The following is a 25,135-nucleotide window of genomic DNA, read 5'->3' on the forward strand; positions in this document are numbered from 1 at the left end:
TGTATGCAGGTTTGCCTGACCACCAGCGTTTTGAGAGCCGCGCTGATAAGTGTGCTATTGTGGTGTGGATGCGCTTTTGCGGCAGCGGACGAATGGCACACAACATCGTCGCTGACCGGCCCGTCCAAATATGGCGACGACTTCCAGCACTACGACTATGTCAACCCGGATGCACCCAAAGGCGGGACGCTGAATTCGACGGTGCTTGGCACGTTCGACAGTTTCAATCCCTATATTGTCCAGGGAACGCCGGCAGCAGGGTTTGCCGCATTCGGCGGCGGGTTGCTCTATGATACGTTGATGGAGCAGGCAACGGATGAAGGCAGTGTCAGCCATCCGCTGATTGCCGATGCCTATAAATATCCGGACGATTTTTCTTCAGCCACGTATCGGCTCGATCCGCGTGCAAAATGGCATGACGGGCAGCCGATAACCGTCGATGACGTGATCTGGTCGTTCAATGTGCTGAAGGAAAACAGCCCGCTCTATAATCGCTATTTCGAGAATGTCACCGATGCGATTGCCGTGTCTGATCGTGAGGTGAAATTCCAGTTCGACCAGAAAGGCAACCGCGAACTGCCAAAGATACTGGGCGACCTCGTGGTTCTGCCCAAGCATTGGTGGGAAGGAACGGACGCCAACGGCAAGAAGCGCGACATCACCAGACCAACCCTGGAAGCGCCGCTCGGCTCGGCAGCCTACAAGGTCGTCGATTTCAAACCGGGCACCGAAATCGAATGGCAACGCGTTCCCGACTATTGGGCCGCAAAATTGCCAGTGAAGATCGGCCGCGAAAACTTCGACACACGCCGCTACAGCTACATTCTCGATGATAACGCGGCGTGGCTTGCCTTTACCAAGGGCGGCCTCGAAGACATCAACCGCGAATCGAGTTCACGGCGCTGGGCAACTTTCTACAATTTTCCGGCGCTGAAGGCGGGCGACGTCATCAAGAAAGAGTTCAAGACGCAATCGCCGGAGCCGATGCAGGCGTTTGTACTGAACCAACGCCGGGCGCAATTTCAGGACCGCCTTGTGCGTGAAGCACTGACCTATGCGTTCGACTTCGAAAGCATGAACCGCACCTTGTTTTATGGCTTCAACACCCGGACAAAGAGTTATTTCCAAGGCACCGACCTGGCTTCGAGCGGCCTGCCATCGGCCAAGGAACTGGCAATCCTGGAACCTTACCGCGATCAATTGCCGCCTGAATTGTTCACGCAGGAATTCACATTGCCGGTCTATGATTCGCCACAGGCGGAACGCAAGAACCTGAAGATGGCTGTCGATCTGTTCGCCAAGGCCGGATGGGTCATCAAAGGCGGCAAGATGGTCAACTCGAAAACCGGCGAGCCCTTCAATTTCGAAATTCTCGGCTGGAACGACACCGACCAGATCATCGCCAATCCGTTCATCGCCAATCTGCGCAAGATTGGCGTCGGTGCCACGCTGCGCATCATCGACCAGACCCAATATATCAACCGGGTCAACACGTTCGATTTCGACGTGGTGACCGGGCAATTCGGCCAGTCGAGTTCTCCCGGCAACGAGCAGCGCGATTTCTGGAGTTCAAAAGCCGCGGACACACCGGGTTCACGCAATCTGATCGGCATAAAGAACCCGGTCGTCGATGCTCTGGTGAACCGAATCATCTTTGCAACGGATCGCGATGATCTGGTCGCGGCAACCCATGCACTCGATCGGGTGCTGTTGTGGAACTATTATGTGGTGCCGCAATGGTATCGGTCTGTCGTCTGGCTGGCCTACTGGAACAAATTCGGCATTCCTGACAAGCAGCCTGCCTATATCGGTGCGGATATCGACTCCTGGTGGATCGACCCGGACAAGGAAAAATCGCTGGCCTCCAAATATAAGAGCGTCAATTGATGGCGTCCCTGCGGCGGCGCGAATTTCTGGCATTGAGTGGCGCGGCAGCCAGTGCGGCGTTGCTGCCAAACACCGCATTCGCCAACAGTCCGACGGGCCAAAAGCTGCACGGACTTTCCGCCTTCGGCAACTTGAAATACGCCGCCGATTTTGCGCGGTTCGACTATGTGAACGTCGATGCGCCAAAGGGCGGCGTGATGAATTTTTCACCGCCGAACTGGAACTTCAACCAAAGCGTATTGACCTTCAACACATTGAATTCCTTTGCGCTGAAAGGGGAAGCCCCACCGCGCATGGAGATGTGTTTCGATTCATTGATGGTGCGCGCACTCGATGAGCCGGACGCCATCTATGGGCTTCTGGCTGAAAGCGTCACGATCTCCGATGATCGCAACAGCTATGACTTCACGATCCGGCCAGAGGCGCGCTGGCACGATGGGACACCGCTGAGCGCACAAGATGTGGCCTTTGCCCTGATGCTCTACAAGGAAAAGGGGCATCCAAGCCTTTTATTGCCGCTAAGCGAACTGGTTGACGCCAAGGCGAGCGATGCCCGGACAGTCAGGCTGGAATTTAGCGGCCAGCAGTCGTCGCAGACTATTTTGACCGTCGCCACCATGCCCATCGTCTCGAAAGCCTATTACAGCGAGACCGATTTTGAAGCGTCGCAAATGACCCCGCCACTCAGTTCCGGCCCTTACAAAGTCGGGCGCGTTTCGGCTGGCCGAACCATCGAATATGAGCGTGTTGATGATTATTGGGGGCGCGATCTGCCGGTCAATCGAGGGCAGAATAATTTTGACCGCATCCGCATCGACTTCTATCTCGACCGACAGGCAAGCTTCGAGGCCTTCAAGAAGGGCGATACAACCTTCCGGCAGGAATTCATCGCCCGCGTCTGGACGACCGGCTACGACTTTCCTTCACTTGAGGAAGGCAAGGTCATAAAGCGCGAATTCGAGGGCGAGAAATGGCCGGTCATGCAGTCTGTGGCGCTCAACCAGCGCCGAGAACACTTCAAAGATGTGCGGGTGAGGCGTGCAATTGCTCTGTGCTTCGATTTCGAGTGGACCAGAAGGACGCTGTTTTCCGGCTCGTATGAGCGATCTCAATCCAATTTCGAGAATTCTGACTTTCGGGCCGATGGCCTGCCTTCACCTGAGGAACTGGCGCTTCTGGAACCATTTCGGGGCGAATTGCCGCCCGAAGTGTTCGGGCAAGCCGTCATGCAGCCTGTTTCCGATGGCTCGGGGCGCGACCGGAAACTGCTTGGAGAAGCATCCAAACTCCTTGCCGATGCCGGGTGGACACGCTCCGGCTCATTTCTCGTGGATGGAAAAGGCGAGCGCCTGCGCGCCGAAATGCTGGCGAATGATGAAGCACTTTCGCGCATCTATCTGCCGTGGGCAAAAAACATGAAAACGATTGGCATCGACGCGTCGGTGCGGGTCGTCGATGGCAGTCAGTACGAAACGCGGCAAAGCAGCTTCGATTTCGATCTCGACATGCTTAACGCTTCGATCGGGGCGACGCCAACACTCGACAGCCTTGAATCGCTTTATCATTCACGGGCGGCAAGACGGCCGGGCACGCGCAATTATCCGGGAACCGAAAGTGCTGTTGTCGATGCATTGGTGGCAGTGGCGGGCAAGGCGACAGACCGGGATGAACTGATAATTGCGCTGCGCGCACTCGACCGGGTCTTGCGCGCGCGCCTCGACTGGATTCCAACATACTATCTGGCGAATCACCGCGCTGCCTTTTGGGACATATTTGGCTTCAAGGAGCCAAAACCCGATTTCGGCTTTCCGGTGGAGACGCTGTGGTGGTTTGACAAGGACAAGGCGGCAAAGATTGGCAAGGCCTGACAGTTCGATACAGACGGGATCAGCTAGCTGATGGGTGCTTATATCCTGCGGCGTGTGCTTTTGATGATCCCGACATTGCTGGGCATCATGGCGATTTCATTTGCCGTCATCCAGTTCGCGCCCGGCGGACCGGTGGAACAGGTAATCGCCAAGCTGACCGGTCAGGGTGGCGATGCAGCCGACCGCCTCGGCAGCGGCGCTGGCAATGACAGCGGTGCCAGCAATTTCGACGTGGGCGGCGACGTCAATTCAAAATATCGCGGCGCACAGGGGCTCGATCCCGAATTCATCGCCAAGCTGGAAAAGCAGTTCGGCTTCGACAAGCCGCCGCTCGAACGCTTTGGCAAGATGATCTGGGATTATTCCCGTTTCGATTTCGGCGACAGTTATTTCCGCGATATTTCGGTGGTCGACCTGATCCTCGAAAAAATGCCGGTGTCAATTTCGCTGGGCCTTTGGATTACGCTGATTTCCTACCTGATCTCGATCCCGCTCGGTATCAGAAAAGCCGTCAATGACGGCTCGGCATTCGATGTCTGGACGAGCGGTGTCGTCATTATCGCCTATGCCATTCCGGGTTTTCTTTTCGCCATTCTCCTGATGATCCTGTTTGCTGGCGGCTCGTTTTACGACTGGTTTCCGTTGCGCGGCCTGACATCCGACAATTGGGAGCAATTGTCGTGGCCAGCACGCATTCTCGACTATTTCTGGCATCTTGCCTTGCCGCTGACGGCAATGGTGTTGTCGGCATTTGCAACGACGACCTTGCTGACGAAAAACTCGTTCCTCGATGAAATCCGCAAGCAATATGTCGTCACAGCACGGGCCAAGGGCCTGTCACAACGCCAAGTGCTCTATGGTCATGTGTTCCGAAATGCCATGCTGATCGTCATCGCCGGATTTCCCGGCGCTTTCATTTCGGCGTTTTTTACCGGCTCCCTGCTGATCGAGAACATTTTCTCGCTCGACGGGCTTGGCCTGCTCGGTTTCCGCTCGGTGATCGAGCGCGACTACCCGGTGGTTTTCGCCAATCTCTACATCTTCTCGCTCATCGGCCTGTTTATCAGCCTGATCTCCGACCTCACCTATACGTGGATCGACCCGCGTATCGACTTTGAGCGCAGAGACGTGTGATGGCGACCGCTGAACCGAAAGCCGAAACCGGCACGCTGACGGAACGCCCGCCCCGGCCCTGGCTGTCACCGCTCAACCAGCGGCGCTGGGCCAGTTTCAAGGCCAACAGGCGCGGCTACTGGTCGCTGTGGATTTTCCTCGTCCTGTTCATCCTGTCGCTTTTTGCCGAGTTCATTGCCAACGACAAACCGGTCATCGTTTCCTACAAGGGCGAAATTCTGGTTCCGGTTCTGGTTGCCTACCCGGAAGAGAAATTCGGCGGCTTTTATGCGGTGACCGACTATCGCGATCCGGTTATCCAGGATGAGATCAATGCCCATGGCTGGATGATCTGGCCGCCGATCCGTTATTCCTACCAGACCGTCAACAACGCCATTCCCGAAGCGGCGCCCGCCAAGCCTTCCTGGCAATATGACATCGAGACACGCTGCAACCAGTATCCGCAAGGAGCGGCAGACCCCAATTGCAATAGAGGCAACTGGAACTGGCTGGGCACCGACGACCAGGCGCGCGACGTGTTGGCACGGGCCATATATGGCTTTCGCGTTTCCGTGCTGTTTGGCCTGATCCTGACATTAGGATCGGCGGTGATCGGGGTTTCGGCCGGGGCTGTTCAGGGCTATTTCGGCGGCTGGACCGATCTGATTTTCCAACGCTTCATCGAAATATGGTCGGCAATCCCGGTGCTTTACCTGCTGCTGATTATCGCTGCTATCCTGCCGCCCGGCTTTTTCATCCTGCTTGGCCTGATGCTTTTGTTCAGCTGGGTCGCCTTTGTCGGCGTGGTGCGGGCCGAATTTTTGCGCGCCCGCAATTTTGAATATGTCAACGCGGCGCGCGCGCTCGGCGTGCCCAACCGCACCATCATGTTTCGCCATCTTCTGCCCAATGCAATGGTGGCGACGCTGACCTTCCTGCCCTTCATTCTCAACGGCTCGATTTCAACCTTGACCTCGCTCGACTTTCTCGGTTTCGGCCTGCCGCCGGGTTCGGCATCACTTGGCGAATTGCTGAAACAGGGCCAGCGCAATCTCAACGCTCCGTGGCTTGGCATTACCGGCTTTGCCACCTTGTCGATCATGCTGTCGCTGCTGATCTTCATTGGCGAGGCAACGCGCGACGCCTTCGATCCAAGAAAGACGTTCAAGTGAGCGCCCCGCTTCTCTCGGTTCGAAAACTGTCCGTCGCCTTTAGCCAAGGCGGGCGGCAATCAGTGGCGGTCGATGGCATTTCGTTCGACATTGCCAAGGGCGAGACGGTGGCGCTGGTCGGTGAATCCGGCTCAGGTAAATCGGTGTCAGCGCTGTCGGTGCTGAAACTGCTGCCCTACCCCAGCGCCAGCCATCCTTCCGGCGAGATTCAGTTTGACGGCAAGAACCTTCTCGGCCTTGACGAAAAGGGATTGCGCCAGGTCCGTGGCAACAAGATCACGATGATCTTTCAAGAGCCGATGACATCGCTCAACCCGCTGCACACAATCGAACAGCAGATTGTCGAAGTGCTGAAGCTGCATCAGGGCATGGGCGTTCGCCAGGCGCAGGAGCGAACGCTCGAATTGTTGAACGAAGTTGGCATCCGTGATCCGCAAAAGCGGCTCAACGCCTATCCCCACCAACTTTCCGGCGGCCAGCGCCAACGCGTCATGATTGCCATGGCGCTTGCCAACGAACCCGAATTGCTGATCGCTGACGAACCGACCACGGCGCTCGATGTGACCGTGCAGGCGCAAATTCTCGAACTGCTCGCAGGTTTGAAAGCCCGCCAAGGCATGTCGATGCTGTTCATTACACATGATCTGGGTATCGTCAGGAAGATTGCCGACCGGGTCTGCGTCATGACGGAAGGCAAGATCGTCGAAACCGGGGCAACGCGCGAAATCTTCGACAATCCGCAGCACGCCTATACGCGCCATCTGCTTGCCGCCGAACCCAAAGGACAGCCACCTGCCGCCGACGATAACGCCGCACCAGTGATGACAGGCGAGGACGTCAAGGTCTGGTTCCCGATCAAGCAGGGCTTTTTTCGCAAGACGGTCGACCACGTCAAGGCGGTTGACGGCATCAATGTGACCGTGCGCGCCGGCCAGACGCTCGGTGTCGTGGGCGAATCGGGATCTGGCAAGACGACGCTCGGCCTTGCGCTTGCCCGGATGATTTCCTCGACAGGCTCAATTCAGTTCAACGGGCGCGACATCAACAGCCTGTCGTTCAATGACATGCGCCCGCTGCGGCGGGAGTTGCAGATCGTTTTCCAGGACCCTTACGGATCGCTCAGCCCGCGCATGTCCGTGTCGGAGATCATCGAGGAAGGGTTGAAAATCCATGAGTCGAAACTATCGGCTGAACAGCGTGACCAGCGTGTCGTCGATGTGCTGACCGAAGTTGGCCTCGACCACGCCACGCGCTTTCGCTATCCGCATGAATTCTCCGGCGGTCAGCGCCAGCGCATCGCCATTGCACGCGCCATGGTGCTCAAACCGCGTTTCGTCATGCTCGACGAACCTACCTCGGCGCTGGACATGAGCGTGCAGGCGCAGGTGGTCGACCTTTTGCGTGACCTTCAAACCCGGCACAATCTTGCCTATCTGTTCATCAGCCATGACCTGAAAGTGGTTCGGGCGCTCGCCAACCATGTTATTGTCATGCGCAACGGAAAGATCGTCGAGGCTGGCCCTTCCGAGCAGATTTTTGAAACGCCGCAATCCGACTACACGCGGGCACTTATATCGGCGGCATTCAAGATCGAGACGGCACCGGCTGGTGTGGTCAGCGATTAGGGTCCGAGACTGGCATAGAGGAACGTAATAATCATGCCCACCATGGAAAAAGGCCGCGTATTGCTTGCGGTGACCGGCTTCCACCCGCAACGCTGGCATGAACTGCTTTCAGCCGAGCGCGACGTCGTGTTGGAGCCGGATGGGCCGAATGACCCGTCGATAAATTATGCCGTTGTCTGGAAACAGAAACCCAACCTTCTCTCAGGTCTGCCGAACCTGCGCGCAATTTTCTCGATCGGCGCAGGCGTCGATCATGTTTTCGCCGACCCCAGCGTGCCGGATGTGCCGATTGTCAAAGTGGTGGCCGACAATTTGACGCAACATATGACCGAGTTCGTGGTGTGGCGCGTCATCGACCATCACCGACAGGCCATGCTTTACCAACACCAGCAACGCAAGAAAATCTGGCACGAAGCGCCGCAACGGCCTTCGAGCGATATTTCGGTCGGCATTATGGGCTTTGGCAGCCTTGGCCGTTCAGCGGCAAGCGCCCTGCTTTCGCTTGGCTTTTGCGTCAATGGCTGGTCGCGTTCGGGTCAGTCGATGGCGGGTGTCTCTACATTCGCCGGCGACAGCGGCTTGATCCCGTTCCTCAACGCCACGGATATTCTGGTGGTGCTTTTGCCGCTGACACCGGCAACGAAGGGTATCGTCAATTACGGATTGCTCAAGGAACTGCGGAAACGCAACGGCCTCGGCGGTTCGATCCTGATCAATGCCGGGCGTGGCCTGTTACAGAAAGATGCGGATATTTTACGGGCGCTGGATGATGGCACATTGAAGGAAGCAAGCCTTGATGTGTTCGAGGTCGAGCCATTGCCCAGAACCAGTCCGATATGGAACCATCCGAAAATATTCATCACCCCGCATGCGGCGGCGACATCCGACCCCGCTCATCTCGTTCCGTCGATGCTTGAGCAAATGTCCGCCTTTGAGCGCGGCGAGCCGTTGCAGAATCTCGTGGACCGGAGTGCGGGGTATTAGGGTCAGGACCCCTTTTCATCAACGCATCTGCGTCGCGTGAGCGAGCGGTTCATGGCGTCGATCTCTCCGCGTGCTTTTTCCACCTCGCGCCGACGCTTTGAACGAATATCGGGGACCAATGGCGCTACATCATCGGGAAGTTTCATGAAGACCGGCTTGGCGTCGGTGGGCAGGTCAAATTGCTGCGACAGTCCATCTCGCTGCGCCAGAAGATCGGCGCAGGCGACGCTGTCATATGGAAGAGACGATTCCACATTGCGGTCCTGATTTTCCACCAGCGAGTTGGCGCAGCCTGACACCAGCAAGCTAAGCAACAGCGCTCCCATGCATTTGTGCATGTTTCCCCTTTCAATCCGGCGCACGAAACATTCGTTTCAATCGTACAGAAATTTGGCATTGTAGTGGCTGGAACATTTGCTGGCAGCGCGCCTCAAGCGGCGCACTCGACAAGCGTCCCCGCGGCCATTAAAGCACGTCGTGTTTGAAGAGATCATGCAGCGCGCTTCAAACCTTTGTTTTCATGCTTGTTGCCCCAAAAGTGCTGCACAATTTCGGGACGACAGGTAGCAAGCCAGCGTCGCAGACAGACACACCATCGAAAGGCCGTCTCATGAGTGGAAAGACCCTGATTGCACCATCGGTATTGGCGTCGGACTTCTCAAAGCTGGGCGACGAAGTGGAAACAGTGGTGGCTGCGGGCGCCGACTGGATCCATCTCGACGTCATGGATGGTCATTTTGTGCCAAACATTACCTTCGGACCAGCGGTGATAAAGGCAATCCGCAACCGCACGAAAGCATATTTCGATTGCCATTTGATGATCGCGCCAGCCGATCCTTATCTCGCCGCTTTTGCCGATGCCGGTTGCGACGGGCTGACGGTTCATGCGGAGGCCGGTCCACATCTCGACCGCTCGCTGCAAACCATCCGCAATCTCGGCAAGAAGGCTGGCGTATCGCTCAATCCGGCGACACCGGAAAGTGCCATTGAACATGTGCTGGACCGGCTCGACCTGGTCCTGATCATGACGGTCAATCCCGGCTTTGGCGGGCAGGCTTTTATTCCTGCAATGGTGGAAAAGGTGAAGCGCGTGAAAGCGCTTATCGGTGAGCGGCCTATTCGCATCGAGATTGATGGCGGCGTTTCGCCGGAAACCGCTCCGCTGGTTACAGCGGCAGGAGCGGACGTGCTTGTCGCCGGGGCTGCGATTTTCAAGGGCAACAGCGTGGAAAGCTACCGCGCCAACATAGATGCCATCCGCAAAGCGGGCGACGCCGCTGCAAAACGGTAGTTGCGAGGCGTATCAATTGGGTTGAAATACCTGCTCACCTTCAATCCAGACAGTTTTGACCGTCAGGTCATCGGAAAGTGCGACGATATTTGCCGCCATGCCCGCATCAAACCGGCCAAACCTATGGGATTGGCCGACTATTTGTGCCGGATAGGTTGAGGCCATACGTAGCGCCTCGCCAAGTTCCAGACCGATTGTGGTGTGCATGAAACGAACCGCCGAGATCATGTCGAGATCGGCACCGGCGAGCGTTCCATCGGCAAGCCGCAAACTGCCATCCTTGCGATAGATCGTGCGGCCATTGAGTGAAAACGACATCATGTCCGTGCCGATTGTTGCCATCGCATCGGTGACGAGGACCACCTTTGCAGGACCATTCTTGGCGCGCAACGCAATGGCGATTGTTGCTGGATCGACGTGGATACCGTCCGCAATCAGACCTGCGGCGAACGTGCCGACATCAATGGCCGCACCTGCCAGCCCCGGCTCGCGATTGCCGATTTGGCTCATGGCGTTAAACAGATGCGTGACCATCGACGCGCCGGCCTCGGCATAGAGGCAGGCTGTTGCATAGGCGGCATCGGAGTGGCCAAGGCTGACGACGATGCCTGCTTTTACCAAAGCTTCCACCTGCTTTGCCGCAACCGATTCAGGTGCGATTGTCGTCAACAGAACCGGGAGTTGTTGGCGTGCTGCAATCAGCAATGCCTGATCGGCATCTGTCATGGGGCGGATGAGCGCCGGGTCATGTGCGCCTTTGCGGGCCAGCGACAGATGCGGGCCTTCCAGATGCAATCCGAGGAAGCCTTTGACGTGCTGACGCGAAGCCTCAGCGCCTGCGGACACCGCTGCGGCCGTGATTTCAGGCGTATCGGTAATCAATGTCGGCAACAGCGCTGTCGTGCCAAACGGCGCGTGGGCGGCACATATTGTGCGAATGGAAGCGAGATCGGGATGGTCGTTCAACATGACGCCGCCGCCGCCATTGACCTGAAGATCAATGAAACCGGGCGCAACAATGCCGCCTTGCAGATCAATGACACTGGCTCCGGCGATATCCACCCCAAGAGGGACAATTGCCTCGACAAGACCGTCTTGCACGACGAGGCTGCACTTGTCGTGCCACTGGTTGCCATCGAAAATGCGGGCACCCGATAATGCATAGTGCCCGTTCATAGCGTTTCCGTCACCTTGTGAAGGTTGGGCGGCGCATCGGGGTCAAGGCCACGGTGACGCGCAAAAGCTTCGACAAATGCATAGAAAGAAACGATCAACGCCAGAGGATCGGTGAGCGGATGGCCGGTTGCGACGAAAGGCAAGATTTTTGCATTTTTGACAAGATCGCTGGTGGCAAAGACCGCTGCTGCCTTTAGCGCCAGTGCATCGGCGGTTTCGGCAACGGATTGCTGCGAGGCATCACGTGCCGCCAAGGCCAGAACCGGGAAACTCGGCCCGACCAGTGCGAGCGGCCCGTGCATGACTTCCGCCGCGCTGTAAGCTTCAGCGTGCATGGCGCAGGTTTCTTTGAATTTCAGGGCTGCCTCACTGGCCATTGCAAATGAGGGGCCGCGTCCAAGAATGAACAAGGAGCCCTGTGTTTCAAGCGCCCCTGCCAGCATCATCCAGTCGCAATCAATTGCCGTGGCCAAATGGCCGGGCAATCGCTGAAGAGCGGCGAGCAATGCATCGTCGCCGGTGCAATGCGCCATCAAGGCCAGCCCCGCCACGGCTGAGTTGACGAAGGTCTTGGTCGCGGCAACGCTGAGTTCAGGCCCGGCGTGAATGTCGATTGCATGGTCGGATACGCTTGCCAGCGGCGAGCCGGTGGCGTTGGTCAGGGCGATGGTGAGTGCGCCGCGCTCGCGCGCGCTTTCAGCCATGGCAACGATGTCCGGGCTTTTTCCTGATTGCGAAATGGCCAGACAGGCGGAGCCGTCCAGCCTGAGTTTCGCACCGTAAATTGAAGCCACCGATGGTCCCACCGACGCCACGGCAAGCCCGGCGGTCAATTCGACAGCATATTTCAGGAAGGTGGCGGCATGATCAGACGAACCGCGCGCCACGGTGACGATGAAATTCGGATCACGGTCGCGAATGCCGCGCCCTGCGTCAATCAAGGCCGGTCCTGAACGCTCGAGCAGGCGCGCAACTGCTTGCGGGATTTCCTCCACTTCGCGGCGCATATGTGTCTTCATGGCACTGATGATCCGTGTTTAAGGGTGTGTGCGGGACCGCCAAGGGTCAACTCCGCGACGAAATCATATGTATCTCCCCGGTAGATCGAGCGTGTAAACTCGACCACCTTGCCGCTGGCCAGATAAGAGATACGCTCAATATGCAAACCGGCAACACCCACTGGCACTTCAAGTAGTCGCGCATCGGACTCATTGAGGTTGGAAGCGGAAATGCGCTGAACGGCCCGGACAGGACGGTTGCCCGTTTTTTCCAGAGCCGCATAGAGTGAAGAACCAATCGAATTGGGGTCAGGCAAGACGCTGGCCGAAAGCGAAGCCCGCTCAATAGCCAAGGGCGTCTCACCGGCAATGCGCAGCCGCGCCACGCGCGATACCAGTTCTTTCGAGGACAAGCCGAGAACCATCATCTCGTCCGGCGACGGTGCAAAAATGCCCCGATCAAGCCATGTGGAATGGACCGTCATGCCACGCCGGGCCATATCCTCGGTGAAAGAGGTGAGCCTCGACAAGGACTGCTCGACGCGCTCCATGCGCGGGGCCACGAATGTCCCCGAACCGTGACGCTGGACAAGGACACCGCCCCTGACGAGATCTTGCACCGCCTTGCGCACAGTGACACGCGAAATATCGGCCTGGGTCGCGATATCACGTTCGGATGGCAAAGCGTCGCCCGGGCCAATCAGACCGCGATTGACGGCGTCCTCAATGGTCTTGCGCAATTGCAGGTAGAGCGGCGTTCCACTCTGGCCCGACTGCTTAAGACTGGCGAATATCCGGTCGGTGGCTTCAACCATGAGCGCTCTCCGGCGGTCTGGCGAAGAGACGTTGAGCCATTCGCACCGCACCGCCAAGTGCATCGTCCTGAGGTGGGCGAAGACGTGCTTTGTGTCCGGGCGCCAGCCGTTGTGCATAGAGCGGAGCCAATCCACCAAGCAGGCACAGTGCGTCGGCAGCTTCGAGATGAAGGATGGCAAGCGACGCTTCGACCTCGTTGACCGCCTTGTCGATGATGGCGACAGCATTGGTGTCACCCTTTGCGGCATGATCGAAAACCTTCGGCGCAAAGCCGCCGAAATCGCCGGGAGTCGCGTTGGTTGTGAACTCCACGACATCCTGCGGCTGGCCACGAAACACCTGAAGAATTTCATTGGTCAAAGGCGACGAAGGGCAAATGCCGTCATGTGCCAGCAAGGTTTTTTCCAGAAGGTCGCGACCGATACGCGCGCCGCCGCCCTGATCACCAATGAGAAACCCCCAGCCACCGACGGCACGGGTTTTTCCGTTATTGCGCACCATATAGGCAGTACCGGTGCCGAGCACGGCAATCGCTCCATCGCCAGCACCAATAGCGCCTTCAAGCGCAATTTCCGCATCCGTCACGACCCGGCTGTCGCCAAAAGGCAGTATGGCTTGCAGTTGCTGGCGATAGGTGCCTACATTGGCACCGGCCAGACCAAGTACGGCTGGTGTCTGCGCGATCAAGGCCGGGTCCAGCGCCGCATCGACAAACGCCAGACGTGCGGCTTCGGCGATGTTTGTTCTGGCACCGGTCAAATCGGTGCGAATGTTGGCCGCGCCGCTTTTTGCCCGGCCGATCACGGTGCCGTCCAACGCCGCAAGCGCGGCCCTGCAACTTGTACCGCCACCATCTATGCCGAGCACGAAGTCCAACTTTGTTTCTCCTCTTATTTTAGAATACCAATAAAATACCAATATCCAAGGCTTAATTTTTATGAAGATGTAATTAAGCTGTAATTTATTGATAATGCTGCCTATTTTACCGACTGTGCCATTTACGCGAAATGAATTCGTTAATGGATATAGACAAGTGGTATTTTTTTGGTATGGTTTTTGTGTTGGAGGAAAATGAATGGCTGAAACGCGCACCGAAGCGCATCACCGCAATGCAGAGGGATTGGATAGCCGATCCCCGCACGCCATTTTATCTTCACTCGCCGATGCCCAGATCGAAGCTGCCGGGGTTGTCAAAGGCGCCATCCAATCCATAGCGCTTGCTGCTGAACTTGTTGCCGACCGATTGACCGGTGGTGGCAGGCTCATCTACGCGGCTGCCGGCAGTTCGGCACTGATGGCGCTTGCCGACGCGCTGGAATTGCCGGGTACATTCGGTATCGCGCGTGATCGGATTTCAATCCTGATTGCCGGGGGTGATGATGCCTTGCACGCGCTTGCTGGCGGCCCCGAAGACGACATGAACGAAGCGGAGGAAGCCGTCGCAGCGTCAGGGCTCGGCCCTGCGGATTGCCTCATTGCGGTTTCCGCCAGCGGGGCCACGCCTTATGCGCTGCGCGCTGTCGAACAGGCGAAGAAGCTTGGGGCTTCGACGATTGGTCTTGCCAACAACAGGCACGCGCCGCTTCTCGAACTAACTGATGTGGCCATCCTTCTCGAAACACCGCCGGAACTGATTGCCGGTTCAACCCGCATGGGTGCCGGAACGGCCCAGAAAATCGCCCTCAATATGCTGTCGACACTGGCAGCCATTCACCTTGGCCATGTGCATGACGGCTACATGGTCAATGTCGTGGCCGACAATGTGAAACTGCGCGAACGCGCCGAGCGTATGGTCGCTGCCATCAGCGGGTGCAGCCTGGCGGATGCACGGGCACGGCTCGAACAAAGCGGTGGCGCGGTCAAGCCGGCCATCCTGCTCGCGGCAGGTGCGGCCAGTTCCAATGCCGCGCTACAATTACTGGACAGGACCGGCCAAAAATTGAGGCCGGCACTTTCCGCAATCGAGGCGAGCCGGGGAGACAACACCTCCGGCCTCGCCAAAATCGAACCTGAAAAAGGTCAACAGGGAGACTGAGCATGAACACGAAACTTCTGACAGCACTTCTGCTGGGTTCCAGCATTCTTGGTTCCGCCGGGATTGCTTACGCGCAGGACACAACGCTAACCATCGAAAGCTGGCGCAATGACGATCTCGCCATCTGGCAAGACAAGCTGATCCCGGCCTTCGAGGCGAAGAACCCCGGCATCAAGGTGGTATTCGCGCCCTCCGCGCCTACCGAATATAACGCGGCCCTCAATGCAAAGCTCGATGCAGGCTCTGCCGGCGATCTCATCACCTGCCGCCCTTTCGACGCATCGCTTGATCTCTACAGCAAGGGCAAGCTTGCCGATCTGACCAGCCTGCCGGGCATGGAAAACTTTTCCGACGTCGCCAAATCCGCGTGGACAACCGACGACGGCAAGGCGACGTTTTGCGTGCCGATGGCATCGGTCATCCACGGCTTCATCTACAACAAGGACGCCTTTGACGAGTTGGGCATTTCCGTTCCAACAACGCAGGACGAGTTTTTTGCCGCGCTTGATAAGATCAAGGCCGATGGCACCTATATTCCAATGGCAATGGGCACCAAGGACCTTTGGGAAGCCGCAACCATGGGCTACCAGAATATCGGCCCGAACTACTGGCATGGCGAAGAAGGCCGTCTGGCCCTGCTGAAGGGCGAGCAGAAGCTGACCGATCCGCAGTGGGTGGAACCATTCGCTGAACTGGCAAAGTGGAAGCCATATCTCGGCGACGGCTTCGAGGCGCAGACCTACCCAGACAGCCAGAACCTGTTCACGCTTGGCCGCGCCGCCATCTATCCGGCCGGTTCATGGGAAATTTCGGGCTTCAATACGCAGGCGCAATTCAAGATGGGAGCATTCCCGCCGCCTGTGAAAAATGCGGGCGATACCTGCTACATCTCCGATCACACGGATATCGGCATCGGCCTCAATGCGGCTTCGGGGAATGCCGATGCGGCCAAGACCTTCCTGTCATGGGTCGCCTCGCCGGAATTTGCGACCATCTACGCCAATGCTTTGCCCGGCTTCTTCAGCCTGAACTCGGCACCGGTAAAGATGGAAGATCCGCTGGCACAGGAATTCGTCTCATGGCGTGACAAGTGCAAATCGACGATCCGCTCAACCTATCAAATCCTGTCGCGCGGCACGCCAAATCTCGAAAACGAGACCTGGGTGGAATCGGCCAATGTCATCAACGGCACCGACACACCCGAAGTTGCGGCCAAGAAGCTGCAGGATGGCCTCGACAGCTGGTATAAGCCAGCGAACTAACATCAAGACGATCTCCGCCCGGTCACTTTGTCCGGGCGGAAATTACTAGAATAGGACATGACGAGGACCGGGCGCATGGCCGCACACAGAGCATCCAGACGACCGATGCGTTGGCATATCGGCGTTTTTCTCGCGCCGGCCGTGCTGGTCTACACGGCCATCATGATCCTGCCATTGTTTGGCACGCTCCAGCTTTCGCTGTTTCGCAGCATCGAGCAGGTACAGGTATTCGTCGGGCTGGAAAATTTCAGAACCTTGTTCGGCGATCCGAACTGGTCGGTGAATTTCTGGAATGCACTGCGCAACAACACCTGGTTCTTCATCATTCATATGCTGGTGCAAAACCCGATCGGCGTCTTGCTTGCGGCGCTGCTTTCCAGCCCGCGCCTGCGCTTTGCATCGCTCTATCGCACGGCAATCTTCGTGCCGACCATCCTGTCGTTTGTCATTGTCGGCTTTGCCTGGAAACTGATCCTGTCGCCGCTCTGGGGGTTGCGCCTCATCTTCTCGACATGGTTGGCTTGAAAAGCCTTTTCGCGCCGTGGCTTGGCAAGGAAGCCTATGCACTGACGACGCTTGGCCTGATCTCGGTCTGGCAGTTCATCGGCATTCCGATGATGCTGATCTATGCAGCCCTTCTGATGATCCCAGAGGAAGTGATCGAAGCCGCCGAATGCGATGGCGTGACCGGCATGGCGCAATTCTGGAAGATCAAGCTGCCGCTGATCCTGCCGTCCATCGGCATCATTTCGATCCTGACCTTCGTCGGCAATTTTAATGCTTTCGACCTGATCTACACAGCGCAAGGGGCCCTGGCCGGACCCAATTATTCGACCGATATTCTGGGGACGTTCCTTTACCGGGCCTTCTTCGGCTTTCAGCTGCAGGTCGGTGATCGCAATATGGGCGCGGCAATCGCCACCATGATGTTCCTGATCATCCTGGCAGGCATTTCCATCTACCTGTTCCTCATCCAGAAGCGGCTACGCCGCTACCAATTCTAGAGGCGCGCATCATGAGCAAAGCCACCGCCTCCCTGCCGCGCGCCTTCGGTGCCCATGCAATCCTTTTGACCTACACGGTGATTGCGCTTTTCCCGGTCGTCATCGTCATCATCAACTCGTTCAAGGCGCGCAACGCCATCTTCAGGGCACCCATGTCGCTGCCAACGTCCGAGACGTTCGATCTGGTTGGCTACACCACCGTTCTGGCACAGGGGGATTTCATCCACTATTTCCAGAACAGCTTCGTGGTGACGGTGGCATCCCTGTTTTTCGTGCTGTTATTCGGCGCAATGGCGGCCTTTGCCCTGTCGGAATACCGTTTCCGGGGCAACAGCATGATGGGGCTTTACCTGGCGCTGGGGATCATGATCCCGATACGTCTCGGCACCGTCGCCATTCTGCAATTGATGGTGGCAAGCGGGCTGGTCAACACGCTGACGGCGTTGATCCTTGTCTACACCGCGCAAGGCTTGCCACTGGCGATCTTCATTCTGGCGGAGTTCATGAACAGTGTTTCGGACGACCTGAAAAATGCAGGGCGCATTGACGGCCTGTCCGAATACACGATCTTCTTCCGGCTGGTATTGCCGTTGGTACGGCCATCCATGGCAACGGTTGCGGTGTTCACCATGATCCCGATCTGGAACGATCTGTGGTTCCCGCTGATCCTTGCGCCATCGGAAGCAACCAAGACGGTGACGCTGGGCGCGCAGATGTTCATCGGCCAGTATGTGACAAACTGGAACGCCGTTCTGGCCGCGCTTTCACTGGCAATCCTGCCAGTGCTGATCCTCTATCTCATCTTCTCGCGGCAGTTGATCCGCGGCATCACTTCGGGAGCGGTAAAATGACCAACGGTGCATGCAAGTGAACCGCGAACAGCCCATTCGTGTCGTCGTTGCCGGGCTTGGCAATATGGGCCGCAGTCATGCGCTTGCCTATCATAACAATCCGGGTTTCGAGATCGCGGCGCTCGTCAACCGCTCAGATGTGGCGCTTGGCGATGAACTGAATGGCTACGAAATCCACCGTTCATTTGAAGAGGTTTTGCACGACGAAAAGCCGGATCTGGCGTGCATCGCCACCTATTCCGACAGCCATGCCGACTATGCCGTTGATGCGTTTGAAGCCGGTTGTCATGTGTTTGTCGAAAAGCCGCTGGCAACAACGGTCGCGGACGCGCGCCGTGTCGTGGATGCCGCCAGGGCCAATGGCAAGAAGCTGGTGATCGGCTATATTTTGCGCCACCATCCGTCATGGATGCGGCTGATCGGTGAAGCACGTAAGCTGGGCGGGCCTTATGTCTTTCGCATGAACCTCAACCAGCAATCATCGGGACATAGCTGGCAAACGCACAAGCAACTGATGCAGACGACCTCACCCATTGTCGATTGCGGTGTGCACTATCTCGACGTGATGCTTCAGATCACCGATGCAAAGCCTGTGGAAGTGCGCGGCATGGGCCTACGGCTGAGCGACGAGATCGACCCGGCCATGTATAATTACGGCCATTTGCAGGTGCTGTTCGATGACGGTTCGGTGGGCTGGTACGAGGCCGGTTGGGGGCCGATGATTTCCGAGACGGCGTTTTTCGTCAAAGATGTCATCTCGCCCAAGGGCTGCGTTTCTATCGTCATGAATGAGGGTGCCAAGTCCGACGACATCGACACGCACACCAAGACATCGACCATTCGCCTGCACAATGCAGCCACCGGTACCGACGGCAAATTCATCCATGAAGACGAAATATTGTCGATGCAGGGCGAACCCGGACATCAGGATTTGTGCAATCTGGAGCAGGCATTCGTGCTGAAAGCCATCCGTGAGGATCTCGATCTGACGCGCCACATGGATGATGCGGTCAGGTCACTGGCTGTTTGCCTTGCCGCGGATGAAAGTGTGCACACAGGCAAGGCGGTGCGACTATGACGGCCAAGGATTTCGGGAGCGAGAACAAGGGTCGTTTCACCCTGCTTTGGCCCAAGGCCGCAACGAATGGAGATGCGCCATGGGTTCGCTGACAATCGAGAATGTGCGCAAGGCCTTTGGGCCGGTCGAGGTGTTGAAAGGCATCAATCTCGAGGTCGCCGATGGCGAGTTCGTGGTGTTTGTCGGGCCTTCGGGCTGCGGCAAGTCCACCTTGTTGCGGGTCATCGCCGGGCTGGAAGATTCAAGCTCGGGCCGCGTGGTCATCGACGGCGAAGATGTCAGTTCGACGCCTCCGGCAAAGCGCGGCATCGCCATGGTTTTCCAGACCTATGCGCTTTATCCGCATCTTTCGGTCAAGAACAATATGGGCCTTGGCCTGAAACAGGCGGGCACAGCGGCAGAAGAGATCGACCGGCGCATCGGCATCGCGTCTTCCATGCTCTCGCTCGAACCCTATCTCGAGCGCCGTCCAGCCGAGCTTTCCGGCGGCCAACGCCAGCGTGTAGCCATCGGCCGTGCGGTGGTGCGCGAACCAAAACTGTTCCTCTTCGACGAGCCGCTCTCCAATCTGGATGCCGCGCTTCGGGTCAACACGCGCCTGGAGATTGCGCAACTGCACCGGCGCCTGAAAGCAACGATGGTTTATGTCACGCACGATCAGGTCGAAGCGATGACGCTGGCCGACAAGATCGTCGTGCTCAATGCCGGGAAGATCGAGCAGATCGGTGGGCCTATGGACCTTTACAATTCGCCTGCCAACGAATTCGTTGCCGGTTTTATCGGTTCGCCAAAGATGAATTTCATCGAAGGCGCGCGCCTTGGCGAAAGCGTCAAGACAATTGGCGTTCGCCCCGAACATCTGACCGTCGATGCGCAATCCGGCACGTGGAAGGGAACCGTCATCCATGCCGAGCATCTGGGTGCGGACACCAATCTTTATCTTGATTGCGAGAAGGCCGGGCTGATTACCGTTCGCCTGTTCGGCGTTTTCAATGCCGAGCCGGGGGCGACACTTTATGCCACGCCCGAGCCGGAACGGACGTACCGGTTCGATGGGGATGGAAAGGCTGTTTGAGCTGAAACGCCCTTGAGAGAGCCCGTCAGCCTACGAAAGCGCGCTCAACGACAAACTGGGCAGGAGAACTGAGCGAGCCCTCATTGAAGCCGAGGCGTTCAGCCAGTTGCTTGACGTCCTTGAGCATATGCATGGAGCCGCAAATCATGATGCGGTCGGTTTCAGGGTTGAGCTGATAGATCGCGAGATCGGAATAGAACTGGCCGGATTCAATCAACGCCGTAATACGCCCCATCCGGCCCGATTCTTCGCGTGTGGTCGAATTGTAGAGCGTGACGCGGCCAGAGGTCATCTCGCCGATCAACGGATCGTCTTGCAAACCGGCAACCAGATCCTGACTGTAAACCAGTTCGGCACTGTCGCGGCAGGTATGCGTCAGCGTCATCTGTTCGAATTTTTCATAGGTATCGGGATCGCGCAACAGGCTGGCGAAGGGTGCGATGCCGGTGCCAGTCGAAATCATGAACAGCCGCTTGGCCGGTGTCAGTGCATCAAGCACCAGCGTTCCAGTTGATTTCTGGCGCATGAGCACCGTGTCGCCAACTTCGATCATCTGAAGGTGCGAGGTCAGCGGGCCGTCGGGAACCTTGATCGAGAAAAACTCGATTTCATCGTCCCAGGCCGGGCTGGCAATGGAATAGGCACGAAACACGGGCTTTTCCGCATTGGGCAGGCCGATCATCACAAATTCACCGGCGCGAAACCGCAGGGATTGCGGGCGGGTTATGCGAAACGAAAACAGCCGGTCGGTGTAGTGCTTCACCGACACCACGGATTCGGCGTAAACATTGGCCGGGATCGGAAATTGGAGCGGTTTAGCATCGAGCGTGCTTACCGAAGTGACGGTATTCATCAAGACAGCCTTTTGCAAAGGGGTAGCGCAAAACGCATCATGCGCGCCTGATCCTGTTGGGGTCCGACACGCCAGCGCGCATCAATGATGGAATTTCTTGTGCCTGAGAATTATTAGTATACAAACGATATTTGGGTCAAGATACGGTTGTAAAACGCCTTTCCATTCTGAGACATATCCGTAGTTCGTGCATTTCGGGTTTTGCCAATGACAGAGAAAGTTTCGGCGCAAGCAGGTAGCGTCGTTGCTGGCATCGACGTCGGGGGAACTTTCACGGATCTCCTGCTGGTTGATGGGCGCGATGGCAAAGTCCACATCGCCAAGACACCGACGACCATCGACAATCAGGCTTTCGGGGTTGTATCCGCCCTTGGCGCAACCGGTTTTCCCGTTGAGCATATCGACCTCATCGTTCACGGCACGACGACGACGACGAACGCCGTGCTTGAACGGCGGCTGGCAAAGACCGGCATGATTACCACACGCGGCTTTCGCGATATTCTGGAACTCGGGCGACGGACAAGGCCGCAGGCTTACGGCATGACGGGGATATTCGTACCTGTGATCGCACGCAATCTGCGGCTGGAAGTGACTGAGCGCGTCGAAGCGTCAGGCAAGGTTCGTATAGTGCTGGACGAAAGCGAGATGCGCCAGGCCGTGGCCAAGCTGATTGAGGCTGGCTGCGAATCTCTGGTGATCCACTTCCTGCATTCCTATGCCAATCCGGGGCATGAACTGAGAGCCGCCGAAATCGCCGCCGAATCCTGGCCGAACGGCTACATCACCGTTGGCCATTCGCTCTTGTCGGAAGCGCGCGAATTCGAGCGCGGGGTGACGGCAGCAGTCAACGCTTCGGTTCAACCCATTCTGCAACGCTATGTCGAAAAACTGCGTGAAGAACTGGCGCGAAAGGGATATGCGCGCGATTTCCTGATGATGAATGGCAATGGTGGCATGATCTCGGCGCGGTTTGTCACGCAAGAAGCGGCCAAGACGGTGATGTCGGGGCCAGCCTCCGGTGTCATTGCCGCAGCCTATAGCGGCAAGCGCGCCGGCTACGGCAATCTCGTCACCTATGACATGGGTGGCACTTCGACCGATGTTTCACTCATTCGCAATGCCGAGCCCGCCGTCTCGAACGAGATCGAGGTCGAATATGCGATGCCGATCCATGTGCCGATGGTTGCGGTTCATACGGTCGGTGCCGGGGGCGGCTCAATCGCGCGGGTCGATGCAGCGGGCCTCATTCAGGTCGGGCCTGAAAGTGCGGGCGCCAATCCCGGCCCCATCTGCTATGGAAGGGGTGGCGATGAGCCGACGCTGACCGACGCCAATCTGGTGCTTGGCCGCTTGTCGCCCAAAAGGCTTCTCGCCGTCGACACGCCCGTTACCGTGGACGATGTTGCCCGCATCTTCGAGGAAAAGATTGGCCGCACTACTGGCCTTTCCGGCGTTGAAGCTGCCGGAGCCGTGCTGCAACTCGGCAATTTGAAGATGGCCGGAGCGATCCGCATGGTGTCGGTGTCTCGCGGCCACGATCCGCGCGATTTCGCGCTGTTTGCCTTTGGTGGCGCAGGCCCCCTACACGCCACCGCACTGGCGCGCGAACTTGGCCTGCCGAAAGTGTTGATCCCCGCCAGACCCGGCATCACCAATGCGCTCGGTTGCGTTGTCGCGGATCTGCGCCACGACTTCGTCAACACGGTCAACGTTCCGGTCGGCGATGTCGATGAAGCACAAATACGCGGCGTTCTGGAAAACCAGCGTTCAGAAGGACAACACCTCATCGCAAAAGAAGCGATCAGGCCGGAAACGATCCGCGTTACCCATTCCGCCGACATGCAGTTCGTCGGCCAGACCCATATCATCAATGTGTCGCTGCCGTCAGCCGAGGTGACGCGGGAGATGCTGCAACAGCTTTTCGAGCGGGCCTATTTTGCGCGCTTCAAGGTCGAACTTCCGGAAATCCGCGCCAATCTCGTCAATCTCAACACATCGGTCACCGGTGTGCGGCCTGCAGTTGACCTGGCGCATCTGATTGATCCGGCTGGCCGGGCCACCACGATCGAGCAAGCGCGGCGCGAAGTTCGAGCTGTCTGGTTCAACGATGCATGGCACCAGACACCTGTTTACGAGCGCGAGAAACTGCCGCTCGACGCAACCATCGAAGGCCCTGCGATCCTTGAACAGATGGACGCCACCACGGTGCTTGAGCCGGGCGACAGCGCTGTCTCCGACAGCGACAGCAATCTCATCGTCAATATTGCGGTGGCCTGAGATGGAAAAACTTGACGCCATTACACTTTCGGTCATCAACGCGGCCTTGCAGCAAACCTGCGACGAGATGGATATGACCTTCTCGCGGGCGGCATTCTCGCCGGTCATTGCCGAGGCCAATGACCGCTCCGATGGCATTTATTCAGCAAAAGATGGCGCGCTGATCGCACAAGGCAGTCAGGGTCTCCCGGTGTTTGTCGGCGTCATGCAATACTCGACCGGCACCGTCATTGAGATGATCGCCGAAGGGCGCTGCCTTTCGCCCCAACCGGGCGACATCTATATCGTCAACGACCCCTATCTCGGCGGCACGCATTTGATGGATGTGCGTTTCCTGATGCCGGTCTATCGGGGTGGGCGCATTTTCTGCTGGCTGTCCAACACGGGCCATTGGCCGGACATTGGCGGGGCTGTTCCGGGGGATTTTCCGCGTCGGCAACCGCAGTTGAACAGGAGGGCCTGCGCCTGCCGCCGGTCAAGCTGTTCAAGCAAGGCGTGATGGACCCGGAAATTTACGCCATCATCTGCTCGAACATACGCGTTGCCGACCAACGCATCGGAGACATCAAGGCACAGGCCGCAGCCCTTATGGTCGGTCAGGACCGGTTGAACGAAATTCTGGACCGCTATGGCGACGACACAGTCGTCGAAGCCATAGCCGAGTTGCGCAAACGTGCAGCAGACCAAATGCGGGCAAACATCCGGGCCATCCCCGACGGCACTTACCATTCCCGCGCTTTTGTCGATTCAGATGGCGTTGTTGACGCGCCACTCACCATCGCGCTGGCTGTTGAAAAGAAGGGCGAGACGCTTACCTTCGATTTCAATGGCTCGTCCAAGCCATGCACCGGCCCGATGAACAGCGTTCTGGCAACCACACTCTCCTCGGTTTATCTGGCCATGCGCCATATCTTCCCCGACGTTCCAATCAGTGCCGGAGCCTTCGAGCCGCTGATTGTCAAGCGACCGGAAGGAACATTTCTCGATGCGCGCTATCCACGCCCGGTTTCCGGTTGTGCGGCGGAAGTATCGCAGCGCATCGCCGAAGCCGTGTTTGCGGCGATGGTGCAGGCGCTGCCGGAGAAAGTGACGGCCGCGCCGGCTGGCTCAAGCGGCAACTTCGCATTGGGCGGTGATGACCCGGCGCGGGGCCGCGCCTATGTGATGTACCAGATTTCCGGTGGCGGCTATGGCGGCAATTTTGGCCATGACGGGCTCACCAATGGCTGTTCGACCATCGGAATTTCCAAGTCGCCACCCGTCGAAATCATGGAACAGGCGTTTCCGGTGCTTTATCGGCACTATGCGCTGCGTGAAGGGTCCGGCGGAGCGGGAAAGCAGCGCGGGGGCTTCGGCCTTGCCTATGAGGTGGAAATTCTGCGCGGTCAAGCACGTGCCTCGTTCGTCATGGATCACGGTCGCGTCGGCCCGCAAGGCGTGCTTGGCGGCAAAGACGGCGCGGTAAATTCGGTGACCGTCTTTCGCGGTGGCGAAACGCATGTGCCACCCCATCTTTCAAAGGAGCAGGACATAGCGCTCACAGCCGGCGACAGGGTGCGTGTCGGTACGCCGGGCGGTGGCGGCTATGGCAATCCGTTGGCGCGCAAGCCTGAAAGCGTGCTTAAAGACGTTGCACTTGGCTATTACACGCCAGGAGAAGCCGCGGAGAAATTCGGCGTCGTTTTATCCAACAACGGATCAACCATTGATTTCACGGCTACGGAAAAACTCAGAGCGGCGGGCCGTTCTTGATTTTTCCAAGCACATCAG

The 25,135-nt window shown here is 57.7% G+C and carries 19 protein-coding genes and 2 pseudogenes; 15 read left to right on the plus strand and 6 right to left on the minus strand.

Features of this window, described 5'->3' with window-relative positions; translation table 11 throughout:
* Window positions 1–3 precede the first annotated feature (3 nt).
* Genes AC0L7S_RS05335 through AC0L7S_RS05360 form a run of 6 tightly spaced genes read left to right on the plus strand, consistent with a single transcriptional unit; the run spans window position 4 to window position 8,649 of the window.
* Window positions 4–1,887 (plus strand): extracellular solute-binding protein, encoded by a 1,884-nt coding sequence (locus AC0L7S_RS05335; RefSeq protein ID WP_473473408.1) that lies wholly within the window; start codon window positions 4–6, stop codon window positions 1,885–1,887.
* Window positions 1,887–3,755, plus strand: coding sequence for an extracellular solute-binding protein (locus AC0L7S_RS05340; protein WP_473473409.1), 1,869 nt, complete (start codon window positions 1,887–1,889; stop codon window positions 3,753–3,755). Before AC0L7S_RS05335 ends, AC0L7S_RS05340 begins: the two co-directional genes overlap by 1 nt.
* A 30-nt stretch (window positions 3,756–3,785) precedes the next feature.
* Window positions 3,786–4,889: a microcin C ABC transporter permease YejB gene (locus AC0L7S_RS05345; protein ID WP_473473410.1), complete on the plus strand. Its 1,104-nt coding sequence runs from the start codon at window positions 3,786–3,788 to the stop codon at window positions 4,887–4,889.
* The gene (locus AC0L7S_RS05350) at window positions 4,889–6,040 is read left to right on the plus strand and encodes an ABC transporter permease (RefSeq protein WP_473473411.1); all 1,152 of its coding nucleotides are present in this window, start codon (window positions 4,889–4,891) and stop codon (window positions 6,038–6,040) included. The genes AC0L7S_RS05345 and AC0L7S_RS05350 overlap by 1 nt, the downstream gene beginning before the upstream one ends.
* Complete coding sequence (locus AC0L7S_RS05355) at window positions 6,037–7,665, plus strand: ABC transporter ATP-binding protein (protein WP_473473412.1); 1,629 nt, start codon at window positions 6,037–6,039, stop codon at window positions 7,663–7,665. The genes AC0L7S_RS05350 and AC0L7S_RS05355 overlap by 4 nt, the downstream gene beginning before the upstream one ends.
* Window positions 7,666–7,707: 42 nt before the next feature.
* Window positions 7,708–8,649, plus strand: a complete 942-nt coding sequence (locus AC0L7S_RS05360) for a 2-hydroxyacid dehydrogenase (RefSeq protein ID WP_473474187.1) — start codon at window positions 7,708–7,710, stop codon at window positions 8,647–8,649.
* A gap of 2 nt (window positions 8,650–8,651) precedes the next feature.
* Here the strand turns inward: AC0L7S_RS05360 and AC0L7S_RS05365 are convergent, their stop codons facing one another.
* Entirely contained in the window at window positions 8,652–8,963 is a 312-nt protein-coding gene (locus tag AC0L7S_RS05365; RefSeq protein ID WP_473473413.1) for a hypothetical protein, read from the minus strand.
* A 296-nt stretch (window positions 8,964–9,259) separates the two neighbouring features.
* On the opposite strand from AC0L7S_RS05365, the gene rpe reads away from it, so the two are divergent.
* Complete coding sequence (rpe, locus tag AC0L7S_RS05370; RefSeq protein ID WP_473473414.1) at window positions 9,260–9,940, plus strand: ribulose-phosphate 3-epimerase; 681 nt, start codon at window positions 9,260–9,262, stop codon at window positions 9,938–9,940.
* Between the two features lie 12 nt (window positions 9,941–9,952).
* On the opposite strand, the gene nagA is transcribed toward rpe, so the two are convergent.
* The 4 genes from nagA to AC0L7S_RS05390 are packed head-to-tail and all read right to left on the minus strand — an operon-like array spanning window position 9,953 to window position 13,806.
* The gene (gene nagA, locus AC0L7S_RS05375) at window positions 9,953–11,116 is read right to left on the minus strand and encodes an N-acetylglucosamine-6-phosphate deacetylase (RefSeq protein ID WP_473473415.1); all 1,164 of its coding nucleotides are present in this window, start codon (window positions 11,114–11,116) and stop codon (window positions 9,953–9,955) included.
* Complete coding sequence (locus tag AC0L7S_RS05380; protein WP_473473416.1) at window positions 11,113–12,135, minus strand: SIS domain-containing protein; 1,023 nt, start codon at window positions 12,133–12,135, stop codon at window positions 11,113–11,115. Before AC0L7S_RS05380 ends, nagA begins: the two co-directional genes overlap by 4 nt.
* The gene (locus AC0L7S_RS05385; RefSeq protein WP_473473417.1) at window positions 12,132–12,929 is read right to left on the minus strand and encodes a GntR family transcriptional regulator; all 798 of its coding nucleotides are present in this window, start codon (window positions 12,927–12,929) and stop codon (window positions 12,132–12,134) included. The genes AC0L7S_RS05380 and AC0L7S_RS05385 overlap by 4 nt, the downstream gene beginning before the upstream one ends.
* A complete protein-coding gene (locus tag AC0L7S_RS05390; RefSeq protein WP_473473418.1) occupies window positions 12,922–13,806 on the minus strand; it encodes a glucosamine kinase nucleotide-binding domain-containing protein in 885 nt (294 codons plus the stop codon). The genes AC0L7S_RS05385 and AC0L7S_RS05390 overlap by 8 nt, the downstream gene beginning before the upstream one ends.
* A 199-nt stretch (window positions 13,807–14,005) precedes the next feature.
* On the opposite strand from AC0L7S_RS05390, the gene AC0L7S_RS05395 reads away from it, so the two are divergent.
* From AC0L7S_RS05395 to AC0L7S_RS05420, 6 genes and pseudogenes are all read left to right on the plus strand, one after another.
* Entirely contained in the window at window positions 14,006–14,965 is a 960-nt protein-coding gene (locus tag AC0L7S_RS05395) for an N-acetylmuramic acid 6-phosphate etherase (protein WP_473473419.1), read from the plus strand.
* A 2-nt stretch (window positions 14,966–14,967) separates the two neighbouring features.
* A complete protein-coding gene (locus tag AC0L7S_RS05400; protein ID WP_473473420.1) occupies window positions 14,968–16,227 on the plus strand; it encodes an ABC transporter substrate-binding protein in 1,260 nt (419 codons plus the stop codon).
* A 75-nt stretch (window positions 16,228–16,302) separates the two neighbouring features.
* Window positions 16,303–17,231: pseudogene (locus AC0L7S_RS05405) on the plus strand (carbohydrate ABC transporter permease).
* 11 nt (window positions 17,232–17,242) lie between these two features.
* Window positions 17,243–18,082 (plus strand): carbohydrate ABC transporter permease, encoded by an 840-nt coding sequence (locus tag AC0L7S_RS05410; protein ID WP_473473421.1) that lies wholly within the window; start codon window positions 17,243–17,245, stop codon window positions 18,080–18,082.
* A 10-nt stretch (window positions 18,083–18,092) separates the two neighbouring features.
* Entirely contained in the window at window positions 18,093–19,160 is a 1,068-nt protein-coding gene (locus AC0L7S_RS05415) for a Gfo/Idh/MocA family protein (RefSeq protein ID WP_473473422.1), read from the plus strand.
* 79 nt (window positions 19,161–19,239) lie between these two features.
* A complete protein-coding gene (locus tag AC0L7S_RS05420; protein ID WP_473473423.1) occupies window positions 19,240–20,235 on the plus strand; it encodes an ABC transporter ATP-binding protein in 996 nt (331 codons plus the stop codon).
* A gap of 25 nt (window positions 20,236–20,260) precedes the next feature.
* Here AC0L7S_RS05420 and AC0L7S_RS05425 read toward each other — a convergent pair whose 3' ends face one another.
* The gene (locus AC0L7S_RS05425) at window positions 20,261–21,088 is read right to left on the minus strand and encodes a ferredoxin--NADP reductase (RefSeq protein ID WP_473473424.1); all 828 of its coding nucleotides are present in this window, start codon (window positions 21,086–21,088) and stop codon (window positions 20,261–20,263) included.
* Between the two features lie 207 nt (window positions 21,089–21,295).
* Between AC0L7S_RS05425 and AC0L7S_RS05430 the strand changes: the two genes are divergently transcribed.
* Window positions 21,296–23,365 (plus strand): hydantoinase/oxoprolinase family protein, encoded by a 2,070-nt coding sequence (locus AC0L7S_RS05430; RefSeq protein WP_473473425.1) that lies wholly within the window; start codon window positions 21,296–21,298, stop codon window positions 23,363–23,365.
* A gap of 1 nt (window position 23,366) precedes the next feature.
* Window positions 23,367–25,117: pseudogene (locus AC0L7S_RS05435) on the plus strand (hydantoinase B/oxoprolinase family protein).
* Window positions 25,118–25,135: the final 18 nt, after the last annotated feature.

The organism is Mesorhizobium sp. G2-6-1, assembly GCF_055809095.1.

What these genes read in the sequence shown, in the direction of transcription:
- AC0L7S_RS05335 (WP_473473408.1), top strand. Translation starts at nt 4, where the DNA reads ATGCAGGTTTGCCTGACCACCAGCGTTTTGAGAGCCGCGCTGATAAGT.
- AC0L7S_RS05340 (WP_473473409.1), top strand. Translation starts at nt 1,887, where the DNA reads ATGGCGTCCCTGCGGCGGCGCGAATTTCTGGCATTGAGTGGCGCGGCA.
- AC0L7S_RS05345 (WP_473473410.1), top strand. Translation starts at nt 3,786, where the DNA reads ATGGGTGCTTATATCCTGCGGCGTGTGCTTTTGATGATCCCGACATTG.
- AC0L7S_RS05350 (WP_473473411.1), top strand. Translation starts at nt 4,889, where the DNA reads ATGGCGACCGCTGAACCGAAAGCCGAAACCGGCACGCTGACGGAACGC.
- AC0L7S_RS05360 (WP_473474187.1), top strand. Translation starts at nt 7,708, where the DNA reads ATGGAAAAAGGCCGCGTATTGCTTGCGGTGACCGGCTTCCACCCGCAA.
- rpe (WP_473473414.1), top strand. Translation starts at nt 9,260, where the DNA reads ATGAGTGGAAAGACCCTGATTGCACCATCGGTATTGGCGTCGGACTTC.
- nagA (WP_473473415.1), bottom strand. Translation starts at nt 11,116, where the DNA reads ATGAACGGGCACTATGCATTATCGGGTGCCCGCATTTTCGATGGCAAC.
- AC0L7S_RS05380 (WP_473473416.1), bottom strand. Translation starts at nt 12,135, where the DNA reads ATGAAGACACATATGCGCCGCGAAGTGGAGGAAATCCCGCAAGCAGTT.
- AC0L7S_RS05385 (WP_473473417.1), bottom strand. Translation starts at nt 12,929, where the DNA reads ATGGTTGAAGCCACCGACCGGATATTCGCCAGTCTTAAGCAGTCGGGC.
- AC0L7S_RS05395 (WP_473473419.1), top strand. Translation starts at nt 14,006, where the DNA reads ATGGCTGAAACGCGCACCGAAGCGCATCACCGCAATGCAGAGGGATTG.
- AC0L7S_RS05400 (WP_473473420.1), top strand. Translation starts at nt 14,968, where the DNA reads ATGAACACGAAACTTCTGACAGCACTTCTGCTGGGTTCCAGCATTCTT.
- AC0L7S_RS05410 (WP_473473421.1), top strand. Translation starts at nt 17,243, where the DNA reads ATGAGCAAAGCCACCGCCTCCCTGCCGCGCGCCTTCGGTGCCCATGCA.
- AC0L7S_RS05415 (WP_473473422.1), top strand. Translation starts at nt 18,093, where the DNA reads ATGCAAGTGAACCGCGAACAGCCCATTCGTGTCGTCGTTGCCGGGCTT.
- AC0L7S_RS05420 (WP_473473423.1), top strand. Translation starts at nt 19,240, where the DNA reads ATGGGTTCGCTGACAATCGAGAATGTGCGCAAGGCCTTTGGGCCGGTC.
- AC0L7S_RS05425 (WP_473473424.1), bottom strand. Translation starts at nt 21,088, where the DNA reads ATGAATACCGTCACTTCGGTAAGCACGCTCGATGCTAAACCGCTCCAA.
- AC0L7S_RS05430 (WP_473473425.1), top strand. Translation starts at nt 21,296, where the DNA reads ATGACAGAGAAAGTTTCGGCGCAAGCAGGTAGCGTCGTTGCTGGCATC.